The 23,773-nt window shown below is 62.1% G+C and carries 19 protein-coding genes; 5 read left to right on the top strand and 14 right to left on the bottom strand.

The window, feature by feature from the left end; all coding sequences use genetic code 11:
* Window positions 1-5 precede the first annotated feature (5 nt).
* The 6 genes from K7H91_RS13945 to K7H91_RS13920 all read right to left on the bottom strand — a co-directional run bounded on the left by K7H91_RS13945 (window position 6) and on the right by K7H91_RS13920 (window position 7,423).
* Complete coding sequence (locus K7H91_RS13945; RefSeq protein WP_230720881.1) at window positions 6-1,163, bottom strand: ABC transporter permease; 1,158 nt, start codon at window positions 1,161-1,163, stop codon at window positions 6-8.
* Window positions 1,164-1,358: 195 nt separating this feature from the next.
* A complete protein-coding gene (locus K7H91_RS13940; protein WP_230720880.1) occupies window positions 1,359-2,189 on the bottom strand; it encodes a UDP-2,3-diacylglucosamine diphosphatase in 831 nt (276 codons plus the stop codon).
* A 101-nt stretch (window positions 2,190-2,290) separates the two neighbouring features.
* A complete protein-coding gene (locus tag K7H91_RS13935) occupies window positions 2,291-3,118 on the bottom strand; it encodes a TolB family protein (RefSeq protein WP_230720879.1) in 828 nt (275 codons plus the stop codon).
* An 8-nt stretch (window positions 3,119-3,126) separates the two neighbouring features.
* A complete protein-coding gene (locus tag K7H91_RS13930; protein WP_230720878.1) occupies window positions 3,127-4,785 on the bottom strand; it encodes an NAD+ synthase in 1,659 nt (552 codons plus the stop codon).
* A 292-nt stretch (window positions 4,786-5,077) separates the two neighbouring features.
* The gene (locus tag K7H91_RS13925; protein ID WP_230720877.1) at window positions 5,078-6,457 is read right to left on the bottom strand and encodes a class II 3-deoxy-7-phosphoheptulonate synthase; all 1,380 of its coding nucleotides are present in this window, start codon (window positions 6,455-6,457) and stop codon (window positions 5,078-5,080) included.
* A gap of 84 nt (window positions 6,458-6,541) precedes the next feature.
* Complete coding sequence (locus K7H91_RS13920; protein WP_230720876.1) at window positions 6,542-7,423, bottom strand: LysR family transcriptional regulator; 882 nt, start codon at window positions 7,421-7,423, stop codon at window positions 6,542-6,544.
* Window positions 7,424-7,571: 148 nt separating this feature from the next.
* Here K7H91_RS13920 and K7H91_RS13915 point away from each other — a divergent pair, with 148 nt between their 5' ends.
* Entirely contained in the window at window positions 7,572-7,712 is a 141-nt protein-coding gene (locus K7H91_RS13915) for a hypothetical protein (protein WP_230720875.1), read from the top strand.
* Here K7H91_RS13915 and gor read toward each other — a convergent pair.
* The 3 genes from gor to rpiA form a co-directional block, all read right to left on the bottom strand.
* Window positions 7,709-9,097 (bottom strand): glutathione-disulfide reductase, encoded by a 1,389-nt coding sequence (gor, locus tag K7H91_RS13910; protein ID WP_230720874.1) that lies wholly within the window; start codon window positions 9,095-9,097, stop codon window positions 7,709-7,711. The two genes, K7H91_RS13915 and gor, sit on opposite strands and share 4 nt — an antisense overlap.
* Window positions 9,098-9,220: 123 nt before the next feature.
* Window positions 9,221-9,778, bottom strand: a complete 558-nt coding sequence (locus K7H91_RS13905; RefSeq protein ID WP_230720873.1) for a DUF2059 domain-containing protein — start codon at window positions 9,776-9,778, stop codon at window positions 9,221-9,223.
* Between the two features lie 13 nt (window positions 9,779-9,791).
* Window positions 9,792-10,490 carry a ribose-5-phosphate isomerase RpiA gene (rpiA, locus tag K7H91_RS13900; RefSeq protein ID WP_230720872.1) on the bottom strand — a complete coding sequence of 233 codons (699 nt, stop codon included), beginning with the start codon at window positions 10,488-10,490 and terminating at the stop codon, window positions 9,792-9,794.
* A 177-nt stretch (window positions 10,491-10,667) separates the two neighbouring features.
* Here rpiA and gph point away from each other — a divergent pair, with 177 nt between their 5' ends.
* A complete protein-coding gene (gene gph / locus K7H91_RS13895) occupies window positions 10,668-11,357 on the top strand; it encodes a phosphoglycolate phosphatase (RefSeq protein WP_230720871.1) in 690 nt (229 codons plus the stop codon).
* Between the two features lie 316 nt (window positions 11,358-11,673).
* Here gph and K7H91_RS13890 read toward each other — a convergent pair whose 3' ends face one another.
* Window positions 11,674-13,572 carry a L,D-transpeptidase family protein gene (locus K7H91_RS13890; protein ID WP_230720870.1) on the bottom strand — a complete coding sequence of 633 codons (1,899 nt, stop codon included), beginning with the start codon at window positions 13,570-13,572 and terminating at the stop codon, window positions 11,674-11,676.
* A gap of 534 nt (window positions 13,573-14,106) precedes the next feature.
* Between K7H91_RS13890 and fumC the strand changes: the two genes are divergently transcribed.
* Window positions 14,107-15,498: a class II fumarate hydratase gene (gene fumC, locus K7H91_RS13885; protein WP_230720869.1), complete on the top strand. Its 1,392-nt coding sequence runs from the start codon at window positions 14,107-14,109 to the stop codon at window positions 15,496-15,498.
* 58 nt (window positions 15,499-15,556) lie between these two features.
* Here the strand turns inward: fumC and K7H91_RS13880 are convergent, their stop codons facing one another.
* The 3 genes from K7H91_RS13880 to K7H91_RS13870 form a co-directional block, all read right to left on the bottom strand.
* A complete protein-coding gene (locus tag K7H91_RS13880; RefSeq protein WP_230720868.1) occupies window positions 15,557-16,945 on the bottom strand; it encodes an MATE family efflux transporter in 1,389 nt (462 codons plus the stop codon).
* Window positions 16,946-17,068: 123 nt separating this feature from the next.
* The gene (locus K7H91_RS13875; protein ID WP_230720867.1) at window positions 17,069-17,746 is read right to left on the bottom strand and encodes a glutathione S-transferase; all 678 of its coding nucleotides are present in this window, start codon (window positions 17,744-17,746) and stop codon (window positions 17,069-17,071) included.
* Window positions 17,747-17,826: 80 nt separating this feature from the next.
* Complete coding sequence (locus tag K7H91_RS13870) at window positions 17,827-18,855, bottom strand: sodium:calcium antiporter (protein WP_230720866.1); 1,029 nt, start codon at window positions 18,853-18,855, stop codon at window positions 17,827-17,829.
* Window positions 18,856-18,997: 142 nt separating this feature from the next.
* Here K7H91_RS13870 and K7H91_RS13865 point away from each other — a divergent pair, with 142 nt between their 5' ends.
* On the top strand, window positions 18,998-19,822 hold the full coding sequence (locus K7H91_RS13865; RefSeq protein ID WP_230720865.1) for an isocitrate lyase/PEP mutase family protein: 825 nt from the start codon (window positions 18,998-19,000) through the stop codon (window positions 19,820-19,822).
* A gap of 34 nt (window positions 19,823-19,856) precedes the next feature.
* Here K7H91_RS13865 and K7H91_RS13860 read toward each other — a convergent pair whose 3' ends face one another.
* Complete coding sequence (locus K7H91_RS13860; RefSeq protein WP_230720864.1) at window positions 19,857-20,024, bottom strand: hypothetical protein; 168 nt, start codon at window positions 20,022-20,024, stop codon at window positions 19,857-19,859.
* A gap of 243 nt (window positions 20,025-20,267) precedes the next feature.
* Between K7H91_RS13860 and carB the strand changes: the two genes are divergently transcribed.
* Window positions 20,268-23,750: a carbamoyl-phosphate synthase large subunit gene (gene carB / locus K7H91_RS13855; RefSeq protein WP_230720863.1), complete on the top strand. Its 3,483-nt coding sequence runs from the start codon at window positions 20,268-20,270 to the stop codon at window positions 23,748-23,750.
* Window positions 23,751-23,773 lie beyond the last annotated feature (23 nt).

The following is a 23,773-nucleotide window of genomic DNA, read 5'->3' as shown; positions in this document are numbered from 1 at the left end:
GCTCCTCAGTAATCGATCGCGGCGTAGAAGATCGCGAAGATGCCGTCGGCGAGAATGACGACGAAGATCGACTTCACCACCGAGGCCGTGACCTTCTGACCGAGCGATTCCGCACTTCCGCCGACCTTCATGCCTTCCAGCGCGGCAACGATCGAAATGATCACGGCCATCACCGGGGCCTTGGCAAGACCGGAAATCAGGTCGGGCAGGTCGATCGCCTCCTGCAGCCGCTGCAAGAAGGTCTCATAGGTGATGCCGGCATAGAGATCGACCACGACCGCAGCGCCCAGGAGTGCTGCAAAATTGGCCAGGATCGTCAGCAGCGGCAAGGCAATGAGCAACGCCAGCATGCGCGGAAAAACAAGCACCGCGATCGGATCGAACCCCATGACCCGCAGCGCATCGATTTCCTCGCGCATGCGCATGGCGCCGATTTCGGCGGTGATCGCGCTGCCCGAGCGGCCGGCGATCATGATGGCGGTCAACAGCACGCCGATCTCGCGCAGCTGCAGGATCCCGACCAGATCGACCACGAACAGCTCGGCGCCGAAATAGCTGAGCTGGAACGCGCCCTGCTGGGCGATAATCGCGCCGACCAGGAACGACATCAGCGCGATGATCGGCACGGCGCGCACGCCCATATTGTCGATCTGGGCCGTGATCGCGGCCATGTTGACGCCGCCGCGTTTCGAAAACAGTTCGCCGAGCCCGACGAAAAGCGCGCCGAAGAAACCGACGCCGGTATAGATATCGCGTCCGGCTGCCACCGCGGAAATGCCGACCGGCTCCAGCACATGCTGGACGATCGACCGCTGTCTGGCCGGCGCTTTTTCCGGCTCCGGCAGTTCCTCGGGAATAGCCTCGAGCAGTTCGCCGAGACGATCCGTCATGCCGTGCATTTCGACTTTAAGACCGGCATCGCCGCATTTGGCCTCGGCCTCGCGAATCAGCCAGGCGCCCGCCGTGTCGATAACACCGACGCCGGAGAGATCGAATGTCACGGAGCCGCCGCCGGCGCCTTTCAGCTTGCCGCCAAGGCCGTCGAGTTCGCCGTAGAGCGCTGCGGCGTTGTGAACGGTCCAGTCGCCTTCAAATGACAGCGTCGCCGGCTGTTCGCCGGACTTGAAGGTGAGAGAGGCTGTGGAATTATCCGCTTTCTGCAAAAGCCATTATCCAGTTTCGTGCGCTCTTGGAACGGGTGGACGCCACGATCCGGCCAACCGGACAGCGCGCCACGCGGCCTTCGAAGCCGGCGCGCGGGCCATGGCGCAACCCTGCAAATAACATTTGCTAGGCTTTTCACGGCCTGTCGGAGATTGCAAGTCTTTTCAATGGTGAGGAGCAGCGTTCGACGAAGCTTACGCGGCACGATTCCCGTCACGGGCGGCCAGAAGCAAGGGCGAGAGATCGGCCTCGACCGGTTCAGCCGGGACAGGTTCACCGACCGTTTCGATTTTCTGCCAGGAAATCAGTTCGAATGTGCCGTCGAAATGCTCGGCCACGGCCGTGCAGCTTTCCACCCAGTCGCCGGTATTGATGTAGCGCAGCCCGTCCATATCCTCGATCACGGCATGATGGATATGGCCGCAGATGACGCCATCGACCTCGTTGCGACGGGCCTCCTCAACGACCACGCGCTGGAACTCGCCGATGAAGTTCACTGCATGCTTGACCTGCAGCTTGGCCCAGGCGGAAAACGACCAGTAGGGCAACCCCAGCTTGCGGCGGAAGAAGGCGAGAACCTGGTTGATGGCGATTGCGGCATCATAGGCCCAGTCGCCGAGATAGGCGACGACGCGGGCGTGACGCACGACGACATCGAATTCATCGCCGTGGATGACGAGATACTTCTTGCCGTCTCCGGCCTCGAAGATCATCCGCTCCGCCACCTCCACACCGCCGAAATGAGTGCCGGGGAAGTTGCGCAGAAACTCGTCGTGATTGCCGGGAATATAGATGATGCGCGTGCCCTTTCGGGCCTTGCGCAGCATTTTCTGGACGACATCGTTGAAAACCTGCGGCCAGTACCAGTTCCGCTTCAGCCGCCAGCCATCGATGATATCGCCGACGAGCACGATGGTGTCGGCTTCGTGATGACGCATGAAATCAAGCAGGAAATCCGCCTTCGCGGCCTTGGAGCCGAGATGAACATCAGAAATGAACAGTGTTCTGAATTGCCTGGGTTCCATGCCTTCGACCCGCCCTGCGTGTGTTTCCGTCACAGGAGTTAAAAGCAGAGTCGTATTTCAACTTGATGACATGCGGTTTTTGGGCGGGGGTTGAGAGGACTTCAGACAGGCTGATAGCGCACGAAGGCGAAGGCATCGCCCTTTGGCGACCAGTTCGGCGAATTCATCGTGCCTTGCCCGCCGAAAAGCTCGAACAGGGTTTCCAGATTGCCGCCATCCATGTCCATCATCCGCACCCGCACCTGGCAGTCGCGCGGGTGATCGAAGACGTCCGGATCGTAGGAGATCAGGATGACGCGGTCATTGGTCGGGCATGGATGGGGGAACCAGTTTCCGTAGTCGTCGCCCGTGATCTGCGCGAGGCCCGTGCCGTCCGGATGAATGCGCCAGATCTGCATCAGCCCGGTGCGCGAGGAATTGAAATAGATCCATTCGCCATCGAAGGAATAGTCCGGCCCGTCATTGCGGCCCTCACCATGGGTCAGCCGAAGCTCATCGCCGCCTTCAGCAGCGATCGTGTAGATATCGAAGACATCGTCGCGGATGCCGCAATAGGCAAAGCGCGCGCCATCCGGCGACCAGCCATGCCAGTAGGAGGGCAGGTTTTGGGTCACCAGTTTCGGCGCGCCGCCGGCGGCCGAAACGGTATAGATCGCCGATTTGCCGAATTCGCATTTGTCGGAGATCGCAATGGTCGCGCCGTCGGGCGAGATTCCGTGATCATTGTTGCACTGGACGGCAAAACCGGTGTCGACGCGCTCCAGCGCCGGCGCCTCGACAAGCGGCAGCCGATACATGATGCCATCGCTGTTGACCATCAGATGGCCACCATCCGGCGACCAGTTCGGCGCCTCGATCAGTGCGTCGGACTGGAACACGACGCGCGCCTGCCCGCTTGCGATATCATAGATTTCAACCGAACTGCGCATGGCACGCCTTACCTGTCACGGAAGCGATTGGTGATCGGGTAGCGGCGGTCGCGGCCGAAATTCTTCTTGGTGATCTTCACGCCCGGCGCGGACTGGCGACGCTTGTATTCCGCGATATAGAGCAGGTGCTCGATGCGGTGTACGGTTTCAACATCATGCCCGCGCGCGACAATCGCCTCGACCGACATTTCCTTCTCCACCAGGCATTCCAGAATATCGTCCAGCGCCGGATAGGGCGGCAGCGAATCCTGGTCGGTCTGGTTGGGACGCAGCTCTGCGGACGGCTTCTTGTCGATGATGTTCTGCGGGATCACATCGCGCTCCGGCCCCAGCATGCCGTCCGGCCGCGCACCGTTGCGCCAGGCAGAGACGCCATAGACCTGCATCTTGTAGAGATCCTTGATCGGGTTGAAGCCGCCATTCATGTCGCCGTAAAGCGTCGCGTAGCCCACCGACATTTCCGACTTGTTGCCGGTGGTCACCACCATCGCGCCGAACTTGTTGGAGATCGCCATCAGGATCGTGCCGCGGGTGCGGCTTTGCAGGTTCTCCTCGGTGATCCCTTCTTCCGTACCCTCGAACATATCGGCAAGCGCGGACATGAAGCCGGTGACGGGCTCCTCGATCGGGACGATGTCGTAGCGGCAGCCGAGCGCCTTGGCGCAATCGGCGGCGTCCTTGAGCGACTCGTCAGAGGTGTAGCGATAGGGCAGCATCACGCAATGCACCCGCTCCGCGCCCAGCGCATCGACGGCGATCGCCGCGCACAACGCCGAATCGATGCCGCCGGAAAGGCCGAGCACCACGCTCTTGAAGCCGTTCTTGTTGACATAATCGGCAAAGCCCAGCACGCAGGCGTGATAATCCGATGCCTCGCCGACGGGCAATGCCGCCATCTCGCCGGTTTCGATGACCCAGCCATCCGCGTCGCGTCGCCACTTGGAGAACGCGATCTCTTCGGCAAATTGCGGCATCTGGAATGCGAGCGAGCGGTCGGCGTTGAAGCCGAAACTGCCGCCGTCATAGACCAGCTCATCCTGACCGCCGAGCGTGTTGAGATAGACCAGCGGCAGGCCGGTCTCGATCACCTGGCGCAGCGCCACCTGATGGCGGACATCGACCTTGCCGCGATAGTAGGGCGAGCCGTTCGGCGACAGCAGCAGCTCCGCCCCCGATTCGGCGAGCGTCTCGCAGACGCCGAGTTCGCCCCAGATATCCTCGCAGATCGGAATGCCGATGCGGACGCCGCGAAAGTTCACCGGCCCGGGCATTTCGCCCGGCACGAACACGCGCTTCTCGTCGAATTCGCCGTAATTCGGCAGGTCGACCTTGTCGCGGATCGCGATGATCTCGCCAGCGTCGAGCACCGCGACCGAATTATGCCGCCCGGCCTCGCCCTGGCGCGGAAAGCCGACAATCACACCGGGACCGCCATCGGCGGTGTCCTTCGCAAGCGCCTCCACCGCCTTCTCACAGGCGGCGAGGAAGGCCGGCTTCATCACGAGGTCTTCGGGCTGATAGCCGGAGATGAACAGCTCGGTCGACATGATGAGGTCCGCGCCCGTGTCGGCCGCCGTCCGCCGCGCCGCCCTCAACTTCTCCAGATTGCCGGCGATATCGCCGACCGTCGGGTTGAGCTGGGCGAGTGCGATTGTGATGCTGTCCATGGCAAATCCACCTTTCAGGTCCGACGAGGGATGGACACCATGTTTTCAGGGAAAAATCAAACCGGAAAAGGGCGGAAAGCACAAAACCACGTCGCGCACCACCAATCTCCCCCTTGAGGGGGAGATGCCCCGACAGGGGCAGAGAGGGGTGAAACCTCTCCGAGAGCACAGTGTTTGCGGCTTTTAGGGCTTGCGCCCTTTACCCCTCTCTGTCGCTTTCGCGACATCTCCCCCTCAAGGGGGGAGATCGATTGGGGGCTATGCGGCGAGGCGTCCTAAGAGCTGGTAGCCCTCACTCGTTGATCGCGAGCTTCTTTTCCTCATACGCCGTTTTCATCCGCTCGGCGAGCAGGAAGGCGAGTTCCAGCGCCTGGTCGGCGTTGAGGCGCGGGTCGCAATGGGTGTGGTAGCGGTCGTGCAGGTCATCGCCGGTCAGCGCCCAGGCGCCGCCGGTGCACTCGGTCACGTCCTTGCCGGTCATCTCGATATGGATGCCGCCCGGATAGCTGCCCTCGGCGCGGTGGATCTGGAAGAAGCTCTCGACCTCCGAGAGAATCCGCTCGAACGGCCGGGTCTTGTAGGAATTGAGCGTGATCGTGTTGCCGTGCATCGGGTCGCAGGACCAGACCACCTTCCGGCCCTCGCGCTCGACCGCGCGGATCAGGCGCGGCAGATGATCGGCGACCTTGTCGTGACCGAAGCGGCAGATCAGCGTCAGCCGGCCGGCCTCGTTTTCAGGGTTCACCGTATCGATCAGGCGCAAGAGGTCGTCCTCGGCGAGCGAGGGGCCGCATTTGAGGCCGAGCGGGTTCTTGATGCCGCGGGCGTATTCGATATGGGCGTGGTCGGCCTGGCGGGTGCGGTCGCCGATCCAGATCATGTGACCCGAGGTCGCGTACCAGTCGCCCGAGGTCGAATCGACGCGGGTCAGCGCCTCTTCATAGCCGAGCAGCAGCGCCTCGTGGCTGGTGAAGAAATCGGTCTCCGACAGCGCGTGGTTGTTTTCCGCGCGGATGCCGATCGCGCGCATGAACGACATCGTCTCCGACAGCCGGTCGGCGAGCTTCTGATAGCGTTCGCCCTGCGGCGAATCCTTCACGAAGCCCAGCATCCACTGGTGGACATTTTCCAGATTGGCATAGCCGCCCATCGAAAAGGCGCGCAGCAGGTTCAGCGTCGCGGCCGACTGGCGGTAGGCCATCAGCTGGCGCTGCGGGTCGGGAATGCGGGCTTCCTCGGTGAAATCGATGCCGTTGATGATGTCGCCGCGATAGCTCGGCAGCGTCACCCCGTTGATCGTCTCGTTCGGGCTGGAGCGCGGCTTGGCGAACTGGCCGGCAATGCGGCCGACCTTGACCACTGGCTGCTGCGCGCCGAAGGTCAGCACCACGGCCATCTGCAGGAAGGCGCGGAAGAAGTCACGGATCGTGTCGGCGCCGTGTTCGGCGAAGCTTTCGGCACAATCGCCACCCTGGAGCAGGAAACCGCGGCCCTCGGCCACCTCGCCCAGCGCCTTCTTCAGACGGCGCGCCTCGCCGGCGAAGACCAGCGGCGGATAGGTCGCAAGCGCGGCCTCGGCCTCGGCCAGTTTTGCCTCGTCCGGATATTCCGGCACCTGAAGGATCGGCTTGTGACGCCAACTTCCGGGGGTCCAGTTCTTCGCGCTGCTCATTTCAATCACCTGTCCTTGCCCGTCCGGCCTCTCGCCGGACATGCTCTCTCCCGATTTTTGGCGCGCTTATAGCCGCTTCCGGCTCTATTGTATACCCGCGCGATCATCGCCGCTCCTGCCCGCTAACCGGGCAGCGTTGTTTTTCAGAAGGGCGGCCAGCCGTTCTATGACCAGACGCACCTCGCGGCGATGCCGGTCATCGTCATGGGCGACGATGAAGAGCGGGTGCGTCAACGCCTCGATCACCTCCCCTTCCCTCTCCAGCTCTGAAAGGCCATCACCGACCCAGACCGGCAGCACCGCCTTGCCGGCCCCCGAGATTACGAGACGCGGCAACAGGTGGCGGTCCTCGGTCCAGGTCATGATCGCGCCTTCGAAATTCTCGAACACATAGCGGTCGCGCGGTTCGCTTGCCGCTGCTGTTCCCAACGAAATCCATGGAAGGTCTTCCGATCCCGCAGCCTTTGGCCGATAGACCGCGTAGGCCATTGCCACCGAAGGCAGAACCGCAATATTGCCGCTTTCCGGCCGCTTCGCCAGAACGACGACATCGGCCGCCCGGAATGTGAGGTCGGCGGAGGCGCCTTCCGAACTGCAACAGATGCGGAAACGATCGCCCTTTTGACGCACCTCGCCAAGTTTGTCGGCGATAAGCGGGGAGAGCCAGCAATCGGTCGCGATGGTGACGAAAGGCAGGGCAAAAGCCTCTGCATGCCAGTCGGCAATATCGCTCGCGACCTCGCGCATCCTCTGCACCTGCTTCAGCAGTTCCCGGCCATCATGGGCAAGCTCATACCCACGATGCGAGCGCAGGAACAGCGAGCGACCGAGCGTGCGTTCCAGCGCCAGCATGCGCCGGCCGATCGTGGGCGCGGAAATGCCGGTGCGCGCGGCAGCGCCGCTCAGCCCGCCGGCCTCCGCCACCACATGGAAAAGCTGCAGATCGTCCCAGCTCGCCTCGGCCATCGGCTGTCTCCGTTGTCAAACGGCCATCTTATACCGTCCCGCCCCGCAAGCGCGAACCGTTCACGGATGAAACGAGCCTTTCATCCGCAGCTCTACAGCCACAGTCCCGCCGTCTCTAGCTTCCGGTCAAGCAGAAATGGAGAAAGCCATGCTCGACTGGTTCGCCGTCGTCAGACACCGCAGAAAGAAGCCCCGCCACCCGCTCGCCGACCCGCTGGAGGACGATGAGTGGCGAGGGCACCAATGGGTGGCTCATCTGATCAGCCGTCTTCTCAGAGAGCGGGTCTAGACCCGCTCGCCATTCTTCACGCGGTAGCTCGGCTGGTACATCGTCACCAGTTCCTCCGATGCCGTGGGGTGAACGGCCATGGTGCGGTCGAAATCGGCCTTGGTGCAGCCGCCCTTCAGCGCAATGCCGATCAGTTGCGCCATCTCGCCGGCCTCATGGCCGAGAATATGGGCGCCGACCACCTTGCGGTCGGCGGCATTGACGATCAGCTTCATTACGGTGCGCTCGTCGCGGCCCGACAGCGTCGCCTTCATCGGGCGGAACTTGGCGAGATAGACCTCGAGTTCCTCGTAGCGTTCGGCCGCGACATGTTCCGGAAGACCGACCGTGCCGATTTCGGGCTGCGAGAACACCGCCGTCGCGATCAGGTCGTGGTCCGGCTTGGTCGGGTTGTCCTTGTATTCCGTCTCGATGAAGCACATTGCCTCGTGGATCGCGACCGGCGTGAGCTGGACGCGATCGGTGACATCGCCCAGTGCCCAGATATAGTCGACATTGGTGCGCGAATAATCATCGACCATGATCGCGCCCTTGGCATCCAGTTCGACGCCCACGGATTCGAGGCCGAGGCCATTGGTGTTCGGCTGCCGGCCAAGCGCCATCATCACCTTGTCGACGTTGAACACATGGCCGTTATGGGTCTGGGCCTTGAGCCTGCCATCGGCCGCCTGTGCGACCTCGACAATCGTGTCGCGGCAAATGACCTGGATGCCCTTCTTCTCCATCGCCTCGCGCAGATTGACGCGCATGTCCATATCGAAGCCGCGCAGGATTTCCGGGCCGCGATAAATCAGCGTGGTCTCGACGCCGAGGCCGGCGAAGATATTGGCGAATTCAACGGCGATGTAGCCGCCGCCGGTGATCGCGATCGACTTCGGCAGTTCCTCCAGATGAAAGGCCTCATTGGAGGAGATGCAAAGCTCGGAGCCCGGCATTTCCGGGTGCGGGTTGGGATGACCGCCGACCGCGACCAGGATCTTTTCCGCCGTCACCTCCTGGCCGGATGACAAGAGCCGGATGCGATGATCGCCGGCAATCTCCGCCCGGGTCTCGAGAATTTCGGCGCCATTGGTTTCCAGGCCCTTGCGGTAGAGCCCCTCCAGACGGTCGATTTCCCGGTCCTTGGCGGCAATCAGCGCCGGCCACGAGAAGCTGGTCTCGCCGACGGTCCAGCCATAGCCGGCCGCGTCCTCGAAATGTTCGGGAAATTGAGAGGCGTAAACGAACAGCTTTTTGGGCACGCAGCCGCGAATGACGCAGGTGCCGCCGAACCGGTACTCCTCGGCAATCGCCACCCTCTTGCCCATCGCGGCTGCAAGGCGGGCGGCGCGCACACCGCCGGAACCGCCGCCGATCACAAACAGGTCGAAGTCATAGCGCGTCATGGGAGGGCTCCTTGCGGTGGGGGTATTCGAGGACAATCGATTTTGGCTGAATATGGCGACTTTCCGCCAAAAATAAAGCCCGCCGGGGTCGGCGGGCTGTTATGCAACGGGCGAATGGCGCTTTTACTGCGCGGGCACTGCCGGGATCTCGGTCGCCTCGACGGGCGTGCCGCCATCGGCTTCGATGCGCCGGTTCAGCTCTGCCTGGGCCTGCTGGGAGAGGTCGCGGGCAATACCGCGGGCCCAGATATCGCCGGCCTGGCCGAGCTCGCGCGCGGCGATCGGGCCATACTGGATGAACTTCTTGCCGACATCGGAGCTATAGAACTCGGCAAGCTGGTTCAGTTCTTCCGCAGTGAAGATGTTGGCGTAGATCTGCGCGCCTTCCTTCTCGAGATCGGCGCGGCGCGGCGCCAGCGCGATCGCCGTATCGGTGACGACCTCGTCGATCACCGTATGGTAGTTCGGATAGACCTGCGTCAACTGCGACTGAACGAGATCCGCCTGATTCGGCAGGATTTCGTCGAACTGGTTGTTGATCCCCAGCGCCTGGAGCGCGGCTTTGGCGGCGGCCTCATGCTCAGGCGAAATATCCTGCGCAGAAGCAACCGAAAAGGCGCCAAGTCCCATAATCGTCGCGGCGATGGCCACGGAAAGGCCGAACCTGGATTTCATTTTCATAAAGGACTCCTGTCTACTCAGTTGCTTTGAGTGTACGTACACCGCCGTCGGATGCAACGATGGCGAGTGTCGCGATGTCAATGAACAGCCCGTGCTCCACAACGCCGGCAATAGCGTTGAGCGCGTCTGACAATGCCTGTGCATCGTGAATGCGGCCAAATGATGCATCGATAATATAGTGTCCGCCATCGGTCATATAGGGCCCGTCGCCCGATTGGCGAAGGTCGAGCGACCCCGAAAGATTGAGCCGTGACGCAGTGCGTTCGATGGCAAGCCGGGTGGCGCCGAGCCCGAACGGCATGACCTCGATTGGCAGCGGAAAGGCGCCGAGGCAATCCACGACCTTGGTCTCGTCGGCGATCACGATCATCGCTTTCGAGGACGAGGCCACGATCTTTTCGCGCAGCAGCGCACCGCCGCCGCCCTTGATGAGATTGAGCGCCGGATCGATCTCGTCGGCGCCGTCGATCGTGAGATCGAGCTCTGGCGTTTCGTCGAGCGAATTCAGCGTGATGCCCAGTTCCAGGCACTGCCGCGCCGTCGCCTCGGAGGTCGGAACCCCGATGACGTTAAACCCATTGGCAACCTTTTCGCCGAGGAGCGCGATGAATTCCCGCGCCGTGCTGCCGGTTCCGATGCCGAGCCGCATTCCGTCTTCGACATATTCAAGCGCGGTTTCCGCAGCCTTTATCTTCAATTGACGCGCATCCATGCGTCACATGCTCCTTTTGGCTAACGGTAAGGTGTTTACACGCCACGCGCGTCAAACAAAAGACCTTTTGCGCCGAGGCCGCGCCAAATGCTTGGCATGCCCGCGGCTGGCGGTTATGAACCGGGCCGGGAAGCGGACGGCGAGCGTCGTCTGCCGGAAAATGAAGGATCGCCCCCAATGCCCGCACCGCTCGCCATATTCGACCTCGACGGCACGCTGATCGATACCGCGCCCGATCTGATCGCAAGCCTGAACCACGCCATCGCGCCTGCGGGGCTTGCCCCCTACGGCATCGAGGACACGAAGATACTGGTCGGCCGCGGCGTAAGGGTGATGATCGAAAGGGCCTTCGAACATCGCGACCGATCGCTCGACGAAGATACGTTCGATGCCTGCTTCGAACGCTTCAGCAAACACTATCGCGCCGGCATCCCGGGCGAAAGCCGCCCCTACCCCGGCATCGTCGCGGCGCTCGACCGGCTGAAATCCGCGGGCTTCGATCTCGCGGTGTGCACCAACAAGCGCGAATCGTTCACCATGCCGCTGCTCGAAGCACTCGGTCTCACCGGCTATTTCACCGCGATCACCGGCGGCGACACCTTCGCCTTCCGCAAGCCCGACCCCCGCCACATCACGGAGACCATCGCGCGCGCCGGGGGCGACGTCGCCAACGCGGTCATGGTCGGCGACAGTTCCAATGATATCGATTCGGCGAAGGGCGCCGGCGTCGCAACCATCGCCGTCACCTTCGGCTATGCCGACCGCCCGGTCGCCGACATGGCGGCCGACCGGATGATAAGCGACTATGCGGCGCTGACGTCGGAACTGGCGCTCGCGGTGATTGCGCGGCAACAACGGCGGCAATAACCCGTAAAAACGCAAAAGGTGCGCCCGCAGCGCGGACGCGCCTTCAGGCTGCTGACAAACCTGTCCTTTTTACGGACGTCATCCTCGGCCTTGTGCCGAGGATCTAATCACCGCTCCACGCGAGCGGAGTTGGCGTCTCTGAGAGGATTGTATTTAAATAGTTTTTTGGTCCGAGACGCTTGTCGCATTGATACGTGCTTAGACCCTCGGGACAAGCCCGAGGGTGACGAAGGAGCGTGAGGCGGGCTTTGTCAGCAAACTGAAGGCGCGCCCGCAGAGCGGACGCGCCTTTGTTGTTTGAGGAATTATGCAGCGGTCAGCTACCGAGGCGGGCCTTGCTTTCGGCTTCCATGGCCCGCTTCAGATACATGTCGCGGTCATAGACATCGTCATAATACTGGACCTTGCCGGTATCATCCGGCCATGCGGTGAAATAGGCGACATAGACCGGGAATTTCTCCGGAACGTCGACCGGGGTGTTCTTGCCGGTCGCGATATAGTCGTCGATATCCGACTCCGGCACGCCGAGAACGGCGGCGGCCATCTTGTTGGGGTCGGAAAGACGCACGCAGCCATGGCTCAACGCCCGCATGTCGCGCTCGAAATAGCTCTTCTGCGGCGTATCATGCATGTAGATCGCATGATCGTTCGGGAACAGGATCTTGAGCTGGCCAAGCGCATTGCGCTCGCCCGGCGGCTGACGCACATCGACCATCGGCGCGGCAGCCCAGTTGACGGAGGACGACGAGACCCTGCGGCCGTTATAGCTGACCTCGTAACCGATCTGGTCGAAATAGCTCGGATTGGCGCGCAGCTTGGGCAGATACTCGTTGACGACGATCGAGCGCGGAAGGCCCCAATAGGGATTGAACTCGACGGTTTCGATCTCGTCCTTGAAGAAATAGGTCTGGTTGGTGGTGTTGCCCACCACGACGCCCATGTCGAAGCTTTCGCCGTTATCATCATGATAATAGACGCGGAAGGCCGGCTGATTGATGAAGACATAGCGCGGACCGAAATCATCTGGCAGCCAGCGCAGACGCTCCATGGCATCGAGCACCTTCTGGGTGCGATCGTCATTGGTTTCGACGTCGAAGGCCTTCACGGTGTTGGGGCCGACAACGCCGTCGACATAGAGGCCCGCCGATTTCTGGAAGTCCTTCACCAGGGTCACCAGCTCGGGCGTGTATTCCTCGCTGACGCCGTCATAGGCAGCGAAGATTTCCGCATGGTCCACCTTGAATTCGGGCGAAGCCTTGCGTTCGATCGCCTTGACCACGCTCGGGACATTCTGGTTGGTCTGACCCGGACGGATGAACACGCTGCCGGTGAAAACGATCGGCTCGACCACGTTTTCGGTGTTGCGCAGTTCGGCGAGCTCCGCCTTCAGGTCCTGGAAAAACTGGTTCTGCGGATTGTAGCTTTCGATGAATTCGGCGACATCAACCGTTCCGGGGAGGCTGTCGATCGCTTCGCCGAGATCGACCGGGGTGCGCTTCAGGTCGTGGAACTCGGAAATCCGGTTCGGATCGACGCGGCCGCGCTTGGCGTCCTGCATGTAGGCAAGCACCTTGGCGGAAAGGGCGAGTTCGAACTGCATCAGGGCAGCCTTTTCCTCATCCTCGTTATCGGCCGCGAGCAGATCCGGCAGTTGGACCCGGTAATTGTCAGGCTCCAGGCCGAAGACGTCGGCATTGCCGAGCGTCCTCATGGCGGCGCGGGCCTTCTGCGAAACCTTGCCGTCCTGCACCCAGATCAGTTCGCCGCCATTGGAATAATAGTCCTCGATCGCCGCGGCGACATCATCAATGGCCTTTACCTTGGCATCGGCGAGATACTGACGCGGGTCATCTTCAGCGATGGCGACCGTGGTCTCCGTTTCGACGGCGTCGGTCATCGAGCCCTGATCGAGCGCTGCGACTTCCGTCGTCGTCTCTTCCATATCGGCATCATCGGGGGTGATCGAGCCGGTGACAACCGGATCGCGAATTTCGCCGATATCGATCATGCGCACGGGATCGGCGCGATAGGCGTAATATTTCGGCGGGGCAACCTTGGGGGCGGAATAGGTGCGCTGAACCTGCTTTTTCTGCTGCACCTGGGGCTGCTGCTCGACGACAGGCGCGCGCTGCGATTCCTTCTGGCGGCCGCGCAGGATGTCCATCAGCGTCAGGGCGTTGGCCGCACTCGGCACGAAGGCGGCAGAAACCGCCACGGCCAGAGCCACAGATGAAACGCGAACTGAGAGTTTGTTGCGCAATGTTCTACCCCGTTTTGCAAGTCAACGATTTCATTGACATTCTATCCGCAAGCGCTTTAGCGAGCCAATAACATTTGCGCTATCTGCGCGCAAACCTTCTGGTTGTGTCATGAAAAAACAACACTTTTGCCCGCTTGCCGATCGATTGCCGTTCCGGATCAGCCTATCAAGCGCCTGTTAACAGGGGCTTAAACGCGAGCGATTTCTGTGTGCGTCGCAGCATGCGCGCCAGCCATAAATTCACAGACTCCAACGCAGAGATATCGCCCCGGTTCCGTGACGGAGAGCATGGCGTCGTCATTGGTCCGCCCGCAAGGCCGGGTTCGCGGCTCCAACCCTGCATTTTGTTCAGTTTCGGTTGGCAATCGGCGATACTAATCGAATAAGTTTTCGCCGATTATTGACAGAACTGCTCGGCGCGCGCGATTGCATATCCCGATTTTCGCAAGGACGATCGCCCACCGGGGCAATGGCAGGAGTAGAAACACCATGACCGCAACCCGTACAGAAACCGACACATTCGGCCCGATCGAAGTCGCCGCCGACCGCTACTGGGGCGCGCAGGCCCAGCGTTCGCTCGGCAATTTCAAGATCGGCTGGGAAAAGCAGCCGCTTTCGGTGGTCCGCGCGCTCGGCATCGTCAAGCAGGCGGCCGCCAGGGCCAATATGGCGCTCGACCGGCTGCCCGCCGAAATCGGCAACGCCATCGTCGAGGCCGCCCAGGAAGTCATCGACGGCAAGCTGGACGATCACTTCCCGCTGGTGGTCTGGCAGACGGGTTCCGGCACGCAGTCGAACATGAATGCCAATGAGGTGATCTCGAACCGCGCGATCGAGCTCCTCGGCGGCGAGATGGGCTCCAAGAAGCCGGTCCACCCCAATGACCATTGCAATATGAGCCAGTCGTCGAACGACACCTATCCGACGGCGATGCACATTGCCTGCGCAGAGCAGATCGTTCATCACCTGCTGCCGAACCTGAAGCATCTCCACGATGCGCTGGCCGCCAAGGAAAAGGAATTCGCCGACATCATCAAGATCGGCCGCACCCATACCCAGGATGCGACGCCGCTGACGCTTGGTCAGGAGTTCTCCGGCTACACCGCGCAGATCGCCTCCGCCATCGAGCGTATCGAACTGACGCTGCCGGGCCTCTACCAGCTTGCCCAGGGCGGCACCGCCGTCGGCACCGGCCTCAACGCGCCGGTCGGCTTCGCCGAGAAGGTCGCCGAGGAAGTCGCCGGGATCACTGGCCTGCCCTTCGTCACCGCGCCGAACAAGTTCGAGGTGCTCGCCGCCCATGACGCCATGGTGTTCTCACACGGCGCCATCAATGCGGCCGCCATGGCCTGCTTCAAGATCGCCAATGATATCCGCTACCTCGCCTCCGGCCCGCGTTCGGGTCTCGGCGAATTGTCGCTGCCGGAAAACGAGCCCGGCTCCTCGATCATGCCCGGCAAGGTCAACCCGACGCAGAACGAGGCGATGACCCAGGTCTGCGCCCATATCGCCGGCAACCAGGCCGCGATCGGCTTTGCCGGCAGCCAGGGCCAGTTCGAGCTCAACGTCTACAATCCGATGATGGCCTACAATTTCCTGCAGTCGGTCCAGCTTCTGGGCGATGCCGCCCGCTCCTTCACCGATCATTGCGTGGTCGGCATCCAGGCGCGCGAGGAAAACATCAAGGCCGGCGTCGAGCGCTCGCTGATGCTGGTGACGGCGCTGGCCCCGAAGATCGGCTACGACAACGCCGCCAAGATCGCCAAGACCGCCCACAAGAACAACACCACGCTGCGCGAGGAAGCGCTGGCGACCGGGCTTGTGACCGGCGAGGAATATGACGAGATCGTCCGCCCCGAACTGATGATCTCGCCGAAGTAACAGCAATACTCTTCTGATTTGGGGAGCGGCCGACCCATCCGGGCTCGGCCGCTTTCCTTTAGGTGGACGCCGCTTCGGCGCGCAACAGGTGGCGAAAACGCAGCGTCAGCATCACCGCCGCAGCCCCCAGCCCCAGCATGAAGCCGACCCAGATGCCGACGCCTTCGAGACCGAAGGGAAACGCCAGCAGCCAGGCGAGCGGCAGGCCAACGACCCAGTAGGCGATCAGCACCAGAAACATCGGCACCCGCGTATCCTTGAGGCCGCGCAGCAGGCCATTCATCGTCACCTGCCCGCCATCAAGCAGCTGAAACAGCGCCGCGACAAACACCAGCGGCACGGCATAGGCAAGCACCTCCGGCGCATTCGGCAGGCTGGTATCCATGAACAGCGATACGAGCGGCACGGGTGCCAGCGCGAAGGTCAGGCCACTGACGATGGCAAAGCAGATCGCGATTGCCATAACCGTGACCGATGCCCGGATGACATTGGCCTTGTCTCCGGCGCCGTGGAACATGCCGACGCGGACCGTCCCCGCCTGGGACAGGCCGAGCGGGACCATGAAGGCGATCGAGGCCAGTTGAAGCACGATGCCATGGGCGGCAAGCGGGATTGCCCCGATCTGCCCCATCAAAACCGACGACACGGTGAACATCGAAACCTCCGCCAGAACGGAAATCCCGATCGGCAGGCCGAGCATGACCACCTCTCGGAGAGCCTGCCAGTCCGGCTTCCAGAAACGGACGAAAAGCTCGTAGCGCGCCAGCATCGCGTCACGGCCGATATAGGCGACCAGATACAGGAAGCCGAAGGCCTGACCGACAAAGGTGGCGATCGCCGCGCCGCGAATGCCGATTTGCGGCATCCCCAACCGTCCGAGCACCAGTCCGTAGGCGACCACGGCGTTGACAACCAGCGTCAGCACCGCAACCCAAAGAACCACCCGCGCGTGGCCCGTCGCGCTGACCAGCGAGCGCAGGACCTGGAATAGGAGCGCCGGGAACAGCGCGAAGCCGACAATATGGAGATACTGCGCCGCCTTGGCCGCGACATCCGGCTCCTGGCCAAGCGCCAGAAGGATCGGCTCGGACCAGAAAAACAAGGGCAGAGCCAGCGCCCCGTAGATGATCGAGGCCCACATGCCCATGCGCATGGATCGGCGCACGGCAACCTCGTCGCCGCGGCCATAGGCCTGCGCGACCATGGGCATCACCGCAATGGCAAGCCCCATGCCGAAGATGAAGATCGTGAAATAATACTGCGTGGCAAGGACCGCGGCCGCCAGATCCAGCGCGCTCAATTGCCCGAGAATGAAGATATCGGTGGCATTGATTCCCTGCTGCGCCAGTTGCGCGCCGATGAGGGGGATGCCGAGGGTAAGGGTTTCCTTGAGGTGGGAGAACCACGAATGGCCGGCTGCTTGCGCAGTAGGCATTGTGACAGACATGAAATTCACCAGAAGCTGACACGCCGGGGCCATGCAATATCGGGGCCGCGGCGGCGCAAATTCCTTAGCTTCTTTTTTCGGCAATTGCCACCCTTATGGGCAGGCCGGAATGGACGTAACCGATTACGAGATCGGATTGCCGCCATAGCGATAGGCGCCGCCGCGTTGCAGCGCATGGCGATAGGCCGGGCGGGCGTGGATCTTCACCAGATAGTCCAGCACGGCCTGCGGGCGTTCGCCGAACGGGATCCGGTCCATGCCGACTTCGACCGGGAAGCTCATCATGATATCGGCGGCAGTGAAATTTGCGCCGGCAAACCAGCCGTCGCGCTGCAGCTCCTCGTCCCAGAAGGCCCCGTGGGTCTTCAGTTGCGGGTCGGTGAGCTTCGTTGTCACCGCCTTGGAAATCCTGTTCATCAGCGGCTTCATCAGGCGCGGCCCCTGCTCCGGGATTTTCTGGAATACCAGTTTCATCACCAGAAGCGGCATGGCCGAGCCTTCCGAATAATGCAGCCAGTAGCGATAGCGCAGCGCCTCATCCGTGCCCGGCTCCGGCCTGAGGCCCTTGCCGTCGCCGTAGCGGTCGATCAGATATTCGACGATCGCGCCGCTTTCGGCGATGACCCGGCCGTCGTCTTCTATAATGGGCGACTTGCCGAGCGGGTGGATCTGCTTCAGCTCACGCGGTGCGCTCATATTCTCGCCGCGCTTGTAGCGCTTGATTTCATAGTCGACCCCGAGTTCCTCGAGAAGCCAGAGGATGCGATGAGCACGGGAGTCTTCCAGATAGTGAACGAGCATGAAACCACCTTCGTGAACTTAAATCGAACCGAACGGTTCGACATAGATATGACCTGCCTGCAGGCCGTTGACAAGTCTCGTCAGAACGCCGTGATCGCGATTGCGCCGAAATAGAGGACGAGGATGCCCACGCTTTCGAATCCGATGCGCCCCGGTCCCGCCTTCTGGCGCACGATCAGACCAAGCAGCAGGATCGCCGTTGCTGACAGGCCGACCGCAAGCCAGATCAGATCGTCCTTGCCGATTGCGTGATACAGCGAACCGTCCCGATAGGCGAGGTCGGAGAGCGTGAGGAACAGGGTATCGAAGGTATTTCCGCCGATAATGCCGCCCACGGCAAGCTGGAGCGCGCCGCGCCTGACAGCTGCAAGCGTCGTCACCAGTTCCGGCAGCGAGGTCACCACCGCCGTCATCAGCGCGCCGACGAGCGAGGCGGAAAGGCCGTACCGGTCGGTAATCACGGCCGCGATCTGGGAGATCACGTAGCCGGCAATGCCCATCAGCAGCATCAATCCGATGAACACCGCGAAGATGCTGACATTGCCGCGGGCATCGCTTTGCTCTTCCTCGGGCTGGTCCGTGCGCGTCTCATGCGTGCCCACAGGCCTCCACATCGGATCGTCGCGCACCCTTTTGGAAGCGACCACGCCCGCGATGTAGACGCCGAAAATGGCGAACGACATCGGGCTGACGGCAAACAGCGTTATTTCCGGCGAGGTATAGGCCAGAAGCGGCATGCTGAGCAGCAGAACCAGCAGCGCGCCCTGAAACAGGTTGGAAAGATCGGCCGCAGCATGCTCGAGGTTCACACGCCTGTATATCATGTCGGCAAGCGCCAGAAACGCCGTCTGCGCGGCGATGCCGCCCACGGCATTGGAGAAGCTGAGCGACGCGCGCCCCTCGAGCGCCGAAGTTACCGATACAACCGTGCCTGACAGCGAGGTCGCCGCGCCAAGAAGCAGCCCGCCGATCAGCGCCTCGCCGAGCCCCGTGCGGTCGGCAATCCTGTCGGCCACGTCGGTGATCCTGACGCCGCAACCGAGAATAACCACACCGGCCAGCAGAAAGAGAACCATCAGCCAGATCAAAGTCAGATTTTCAAAATTCATAAATGTCTCCGGTTTGAAAAGCTAACGCGCCACTCTCCCCTTTGTTCAACCCGTGTTGGCGGCGCGCAAACCCGGCCTGATCTCTTTACAGTTGAGAATGTTCCCTATACGTTCCCAACGAGCACGACTGGAGGGGCGGCTTATGGCGACGCAGGAAGAAAAATATCACCGGTTCATGACGCTGCATGAACGAAAACGTGCTTTCGTCATGCCCAATCCATGGGATGCCGGATCGGCGCGCCTGCTGGCCCATCTCGGCTTCGAGGCGCTAGCGACCACCAGCGCGGGGCTTGCCTTTTCGCTCGGCCGCCGCGATTCGGCTGCGGACCTGTCGCGCGACGACATTCTTGCCAACGCCAAGGCCATCGTGGAGGCCACCGACCTGCCGGTTTCCGCCGACCTTGAAAACGGCTTCGGGGATTTGCCCGAGGACTGCGCGCTGACGATCCGGCTCGCCATCGAGGCGGGTCTCGTCGGCGGCTCGATCGAGGACGCGACGGGACGACCCGACGATCCGATGTATGATTTCGACGCCGCCGTCGAGCGCGTGCGCGCGGCGGCGGGAGCTCGGGCCGGAAAGCCGTTCATTCTCACCGCGCGCTCGGAAAATTTTCTGTGGGGGCGCCCCGATCTCGCCGACACGATCCGGCGTCTCCAGGCCTTTTCCGAAGCCGGCGCGGATGTGCTCTACGCACCCGGATTGCCGGATATCGAGGCGATCGCGACGGTCTGCCGGGCCGTCGACAAGCCGGTCAACGTGGTGATGGGGCTTCAGGGCAAGAACTATTCCGTCACCGCGCTGGAACGCGTCGGCGTTAGGCGCATCAGCGTCGGCGGCTCGTTTGCCCGAGCGGCGCTTGCCGGCCTGAAACGGGCGGCGGAAGAAGTGCTGACGGAGGGAACGTTCAATTACGAAAGGATAGAAGGCAGCGAGGCGGAAAGTTTGACCACGCCGCCGAGGAGGTGACGCCGGCGGGCGTCACCGGGTGACGTGCGCGCGCTCAGGCATGCGAGGTCTTGGAGGCCTTGCGAAAGATTTCGCCATGGCTGGTTTTGCGCTGGGCGTCGTCCGCGCCGAAAATCCTGCCGCCGACGATCCTGTAAAGAATAGCAAGTCCTGCAGCCGCGAACACGATCTGGAATGCGATAAGAGGCAGATATTCAAACATGGTTTTGTCTCCGGTTTGGAGTAATAACGCAGCATGTAAACGAAAAGTTCACACTTAAGTGCATCGAAGCGCGAAAAACTTGGTTGATTGCGGTTCACGCGGTGCATTTTCGGGGTTCCGTTGCCATGGCAATTTCCCTATAAGGCCCACCTAGCCTACATGATTTCACGTCCCTTACCCGGCCCGGTCAACCGCGCCGGTTTTTGATGCAGGGATGATAAAAAGAAACGACGGATACCGCCCATGCCCAAGCGCCAAGACCTCAAATCCATCCTCATCATCGGCGCGGGGCCGATCGTCATCGGCCAGGCCTGCGAGTTCGACTATTCCGGCGCGCAGGCCTGCAAGGCGTTGAAGGAGGAAGGGTACCGGGTCATTCTGGTCAACTCCAACCCGGCCACGATCATGACCGACCCGGAGCTTGCCGACGCCACCTATGTCGAGCCGATCACCCCGGAAGTCGTCGCCAAGATCATCGCCAAGGAACGCCCGGACGCGCTGCTGCCGACCATGGGCGGCCAGACCGCGCTCAACACCGCATTGTCGCTGCGCCGCATGGGCGTGCTGGAGCGCTACAATGTCGAGATGATCGGCGCCAAGCCGGACGCCATCGACAAGGCCGAAGACCGCGCGCTGTTTCGCGAGGCAATGGCCAAGATCGGGCTCGAAACGCCGAAATCGATGCTGGCCAACGCCACCGAGATCAAGGATCAGCATCGCCAGGAGCACGAGGCCAAGCGCGCCGAACTGAAGAAGACGCATTCGGGCGACGCGCTGGATGCCGCGCTCGACGAGCTCGAAAATCAGTGGAACCTCGGCAATACCGACCGCAAGCAGCGTTACATGTCGCACGCCATGGCGATCGCCGCCCAGGCGCTCGACACGATCGGCCTGCCGGCGATCATCCGCCCGTCCTTCACGCTTGGCGGCACCGGCGGCGGCATTGCCTATAACCGCTCCGAATTCTTCGAGATCGTGGAACGCGGCCTCGATGCCTCGCCGACCACCGAAGTGCTGATCGAGGAATCCGTGCTCGGCTGGAAGGAATACGAGATGGAAGTGGTCCGCGACAAGGCGGACAATTGCATCATCATCTGCTCGATCGAAAACGTCGACCCGATGGGCGTGCATACCGGCGATTCGATCACCGTCGCCCCTGCCCTCACCCTGACCGACAAGGAATACCAGATCATGCGCAACGCCTCGCTGGCCGTGCTGCGCGAGATCGGGGTGGAGACCGGCGGATCGAACGTGCAGTTCGCCGTCAATCCCGCCGATGGCCGCCTCGTCGTGATCGAGATGAACCCGCGCGTCTCGCGCTCCTCGGCGCTGGCCTCGAAGGCCACTGGCTTCCCGATTGCCAAGGTCGCCGCCAAGCTCGCCATCGGCTATACGCTGGACGAACTTGAAAACGACATCACCGGCGGCGCGACGCCGGCCTCGTTCGAACCATCGATCGACTATGTCGTTACCAAGATCCCGCGCTTCGCCTTTGAAAAATTCCCCGGCGCGGAAAACACGCTGACGACGGCGATGAAATCCGTCGGCGAAGTGATGGCCATCGGCCGCACCTTCCCGGAATCGCTGCAAAAGGCGCTGCGCGGTCTGGAGCGCGGTCTGACCGGTCTCGACGAGATCGAAATTCCCGGCATCGAGAACGGCGAGCCGAGCAACGCCATCCGCGCCGCGATCGGCACCGGCACGCCGGACCGGCTGCGCATGGTCGCCCAGGCGATGCGCCTTGGCGTCAGCCAGAGCGAGATCCACGAACATTCGAAGATCGACCCGTGGTTCCTGGATCAGTTGCGCGCAATCGTCGACATGGAAGAGCGTGTGCGCGAGCACGGCCTTCCGGAAGATGCCGAGAACCTGCGGATGCTGAAGGCCATGGGCTTTTCCGACCAGCGGCTGGCAAGCCTCACCCACGGCCGGCCGAAGGAAGTCGCCCAGCTTCGCAACAAGCTCGGCGTTCGCCCGGTCTACAAGCGCATCGACACCTGCGCGGCGGAATTCGCCTCGCCGACGGCCTACATGTATTCGACCTATGAAACGCCCTTCGACGGCGCCACGCGCTCCGAGGCCGGCATTTCGGATGCGAAGAAGGTCGTCATTCTCGGCGGCGGTCCGAACCGGATCGGCCAGGGCATCGAATTCGATTATTGCTGCTGCCATGCCGCCTTCGCGCTGAAGGATGCCGGCTATGAATCGATCATGGTCAACTGCAATCCGGAAACAGTCTCGACCGACTACGACACCTCCGACCGGCTCTATTTCGAGCCGCTGACGACGGAAGACGTGATCGAGATCATGCGCGCCGAGCAGGAAAAGGGCACGCTCGTCGGCGTCATCGTCCAGTTCGGCGGCCAGACGCCGCTGAAGCTGGCGGAGGCACTCGAAAAGAACGGCATCCCGATCCTCGGCACCGCGCCGGACATGATCGACCTTGCCGAGGATCGCGACCGGTTCCAGAAACTGCTGATCAAGCTCGATCTCAATCAGCCGAACAACGGCATCGCCTATTCGGTCGAACAGGCCCGTCTGGTGGCGGCCGAAATCGGCTATCCGCTGGTGGTCCGCCCGTCCTATGTTCTCGGCGGCCGCGCCATGGAGATCGTCCACAATGAAGCCGGCCTTTCGCATTACCTCTTGGAAGTGGTGCCGGAACTCGTCACCGAGGACATCAAGCAGCGCTACCCGAACGACAAGACCGGGCAGATCAACACCATGCTCGGCAAGAACCCGCTTCTGTTCGACAGCTACCTGACGAATGCCACCGAGGTCGATGTCGACTGCCTGTGCGATGGCGAAGACGTGTTCATCGCCGGCATCATGGAACATATCGAGGAAGCCGGCATCCATTCGGGCGACAGTGCCTGCTCGCTGCCGCCGCATTCGCTGTCGGACGAAATCCTCGATGAGCTTGAGGTACAGTCCCGCGCCCTTGCGCTCGCGCTCAACGTCAAGGGCCTGATGAACGTGCAGTTCGCCATCAAGGACGGCACGGTCTATATCCTCGAAGTGAACCCGCGCGCCTCGCGCACCGTGCCGTTCGTGGCCAAGACCATCGGCTCACCGATCGCCAAGATCGCCGCCCGGGTGATGGCCGGCGAGAAGCTGAACGATGTGATCGCGTCCTATGGCGAGCGCCCCAACCCGCGCAAGCTGAACCACATCGCGGTCAAGGAAGCGGTCTTCCCCTTTGCCAAGTTCCCCGGCGTCGATACGCTGCTCGGCCCGGAAATGCGCTCGACCGGCGAGGTCATCGGCCTCGACAAGGATTTCGCGATTGCCTTCGCCAAGTCGCAGCTCGGTGCCAGCGTCGACCTGCCGCGCGATGGCTGCGTCTTCGTCTCGGTCAAGTCGGAAGACAAGGAGCGCGTGCTGCCTGCCGTCAGGCTTCTGGTGGAACAGGGCTTTTCCGTGATGGCGACCGGCGGCACCCGCGATTTCCTTGAAGAAAACGGCATTTCGGCGACCAAGATCAACAAGGTGCGCGAGGGGCGTCCGCATATCGAGGACGCGATCCGCAATCGTCAGGTCCAGCTGGTGTTCAACACCACAAGCAACGACAAGACGATCTCGGATTCGAAGTCGCTCCGCCGTGCAGCACTCACCCAGAAGGTGCCCTACTACACCACCATGGCCGGCGCCATGGCCGCCGCCCAGGCGATCAAGGCGCTGAAACAGGGGCAACTCGAGGTGCGGCCGCTGCAGAGCTACGCCTGAACCGTATCGGACTGAGACACCTT

The sequence above is a fragment of the Martelella mediterranea genome, from assembly GCF_021021415.1.
GTDB classification, from domain to species: Bacteria; Pseudomonadota; Alphaproteobacteria; order Rhizobiales; family Rhizobiaceae; genus Martelella; species Martelella mediterranea_C.
The sequence above is the reverse complement of the archived record's forward strand: the minus strand, read 5'-3'. Positions and strand labels throughout refer to the sequence as shown.

Excerpts from the sequence above, each read along its gene's own strand:
- K7H91_RS13860 (WP_230720864.1), bottom strand. The coding sequence starts at position 20,024 with ATGTTTGAATATCTGCCTCTTATCGCATTCCAGATCGTGTTCGCGGCT.
- fumC (WP_230720869.1), top strand. The coding sequence starts at position 14,107 with ATGACCGCAACCCGTACAGAAACCGACACATTCGGCCCGATCGAAGTC.
- K7H91_RS13865 (WP_230720865.1), top strand. The coding sequence starts at position 18,998 with ATGGCGACGCAGGAAGAAAAATATCACCGGTTCATGACGCTGCATGAA.
- K7H91_RS13940 (WP_230720880.1), bottom strand. The coding sequence starts at position 2,189 with ATGGAACCCAGGCAATTCAGAACACTGTTCATTTCTGATGTTCATCTC.
- carB (WP_230720863.1), top strand. The coding sequence starts at position 20,268 with ATGCCCAAGCGCCAAGACCTCAAATCCATCCTCATCATCGGCGCGGGG.
- K7H91_RS13870 (WP_230720866.1), bottom strand. The coding sequence starts at position 18,855 with ATGAATTTTGAAAATCTGACTTTGATCTGGCTGATGGTTCTCTTTCTG.
- K7H91_RS13930 (WP_230720878.1), bottom strand. The coding sequence starts at position 4,785 with ATGGACAGCATCACAATCGCACTCGCCCAGCTCAACCCGACGGTCGGC.
- K7H91_RS13880 (WP_230720868.1), bottom strand. The coding sequence starts at position 16,945 with ATGTCTGTCACAATGCCTACTGCGCAAGCAGCCGGCCATTCGTGGTTC.
- gor (WP_230720874.1), bottom strand. The coding sequence starts at position 9,097 with ATGACGCGCTATGACTTCGACCTGTTTGTGATCGGCGGCGGTTCCGGC.
- K7H91_RS13915 (WP_230720875.1), top strand. The coding sequence starts at position 7,572 with ATGCTCGACTGGTTCGCCGTCGTCAGACACCGCAGAAAGAAGCCCCGC.
- K7H91_RS13875 (WP_230720867.1), bottom strand. The coding sequence starts at position 17,746 with ATGCTCGTTCACTATCTGGAAGACTCCCGTGCTCATCGCATCCTCTGG.
- K7H91_RS13925 (WP_230720877.1), bottom strand. The coding sequence starts at position 6,457 with ATGAGCAGCGCGAAGAACTGGACCCCCGGAAGTTGGCGTCACAAGCCG.
- K7H91_RS13935 (WP_230720879.1), bottom strand. The coding sequence starts at position 3,118 with ATGCGCAGTTCGGTTGAAATCTATGATATCGCAAGCGGGCAGGCGCGC.
- K7H91_RS13920 (WP_230720876.1), bottom strand. The coding sequence starts at position 7,423 with ATGGCCGAGGCGAGCTGGGACGATCTGCAGCTTTTCCATGTGGTGGCG.
- gph (WP_230720871.1), top strand. The coding sequence starts at position 10,668 with ATGCCCGCACCGCTCGCCATATTCGACCTCGACGGCACGCTGATCGAT.
- rpiA (WP_230720872.1), bottom strand. The coding sequence starts at position 10,490 with ATGGATGCGCGTCAATTGAAGATAAAGGCTGCGGAAACCGCGCTTGAA.
- K7H91_RS13905 (WP_230720873.1), bottom strand. The coding sequence starts at position 9,778 with ATGAAAATGAAATCCAGGTTCGGCCTTTCCGTGGCCATCGCCGCGACG.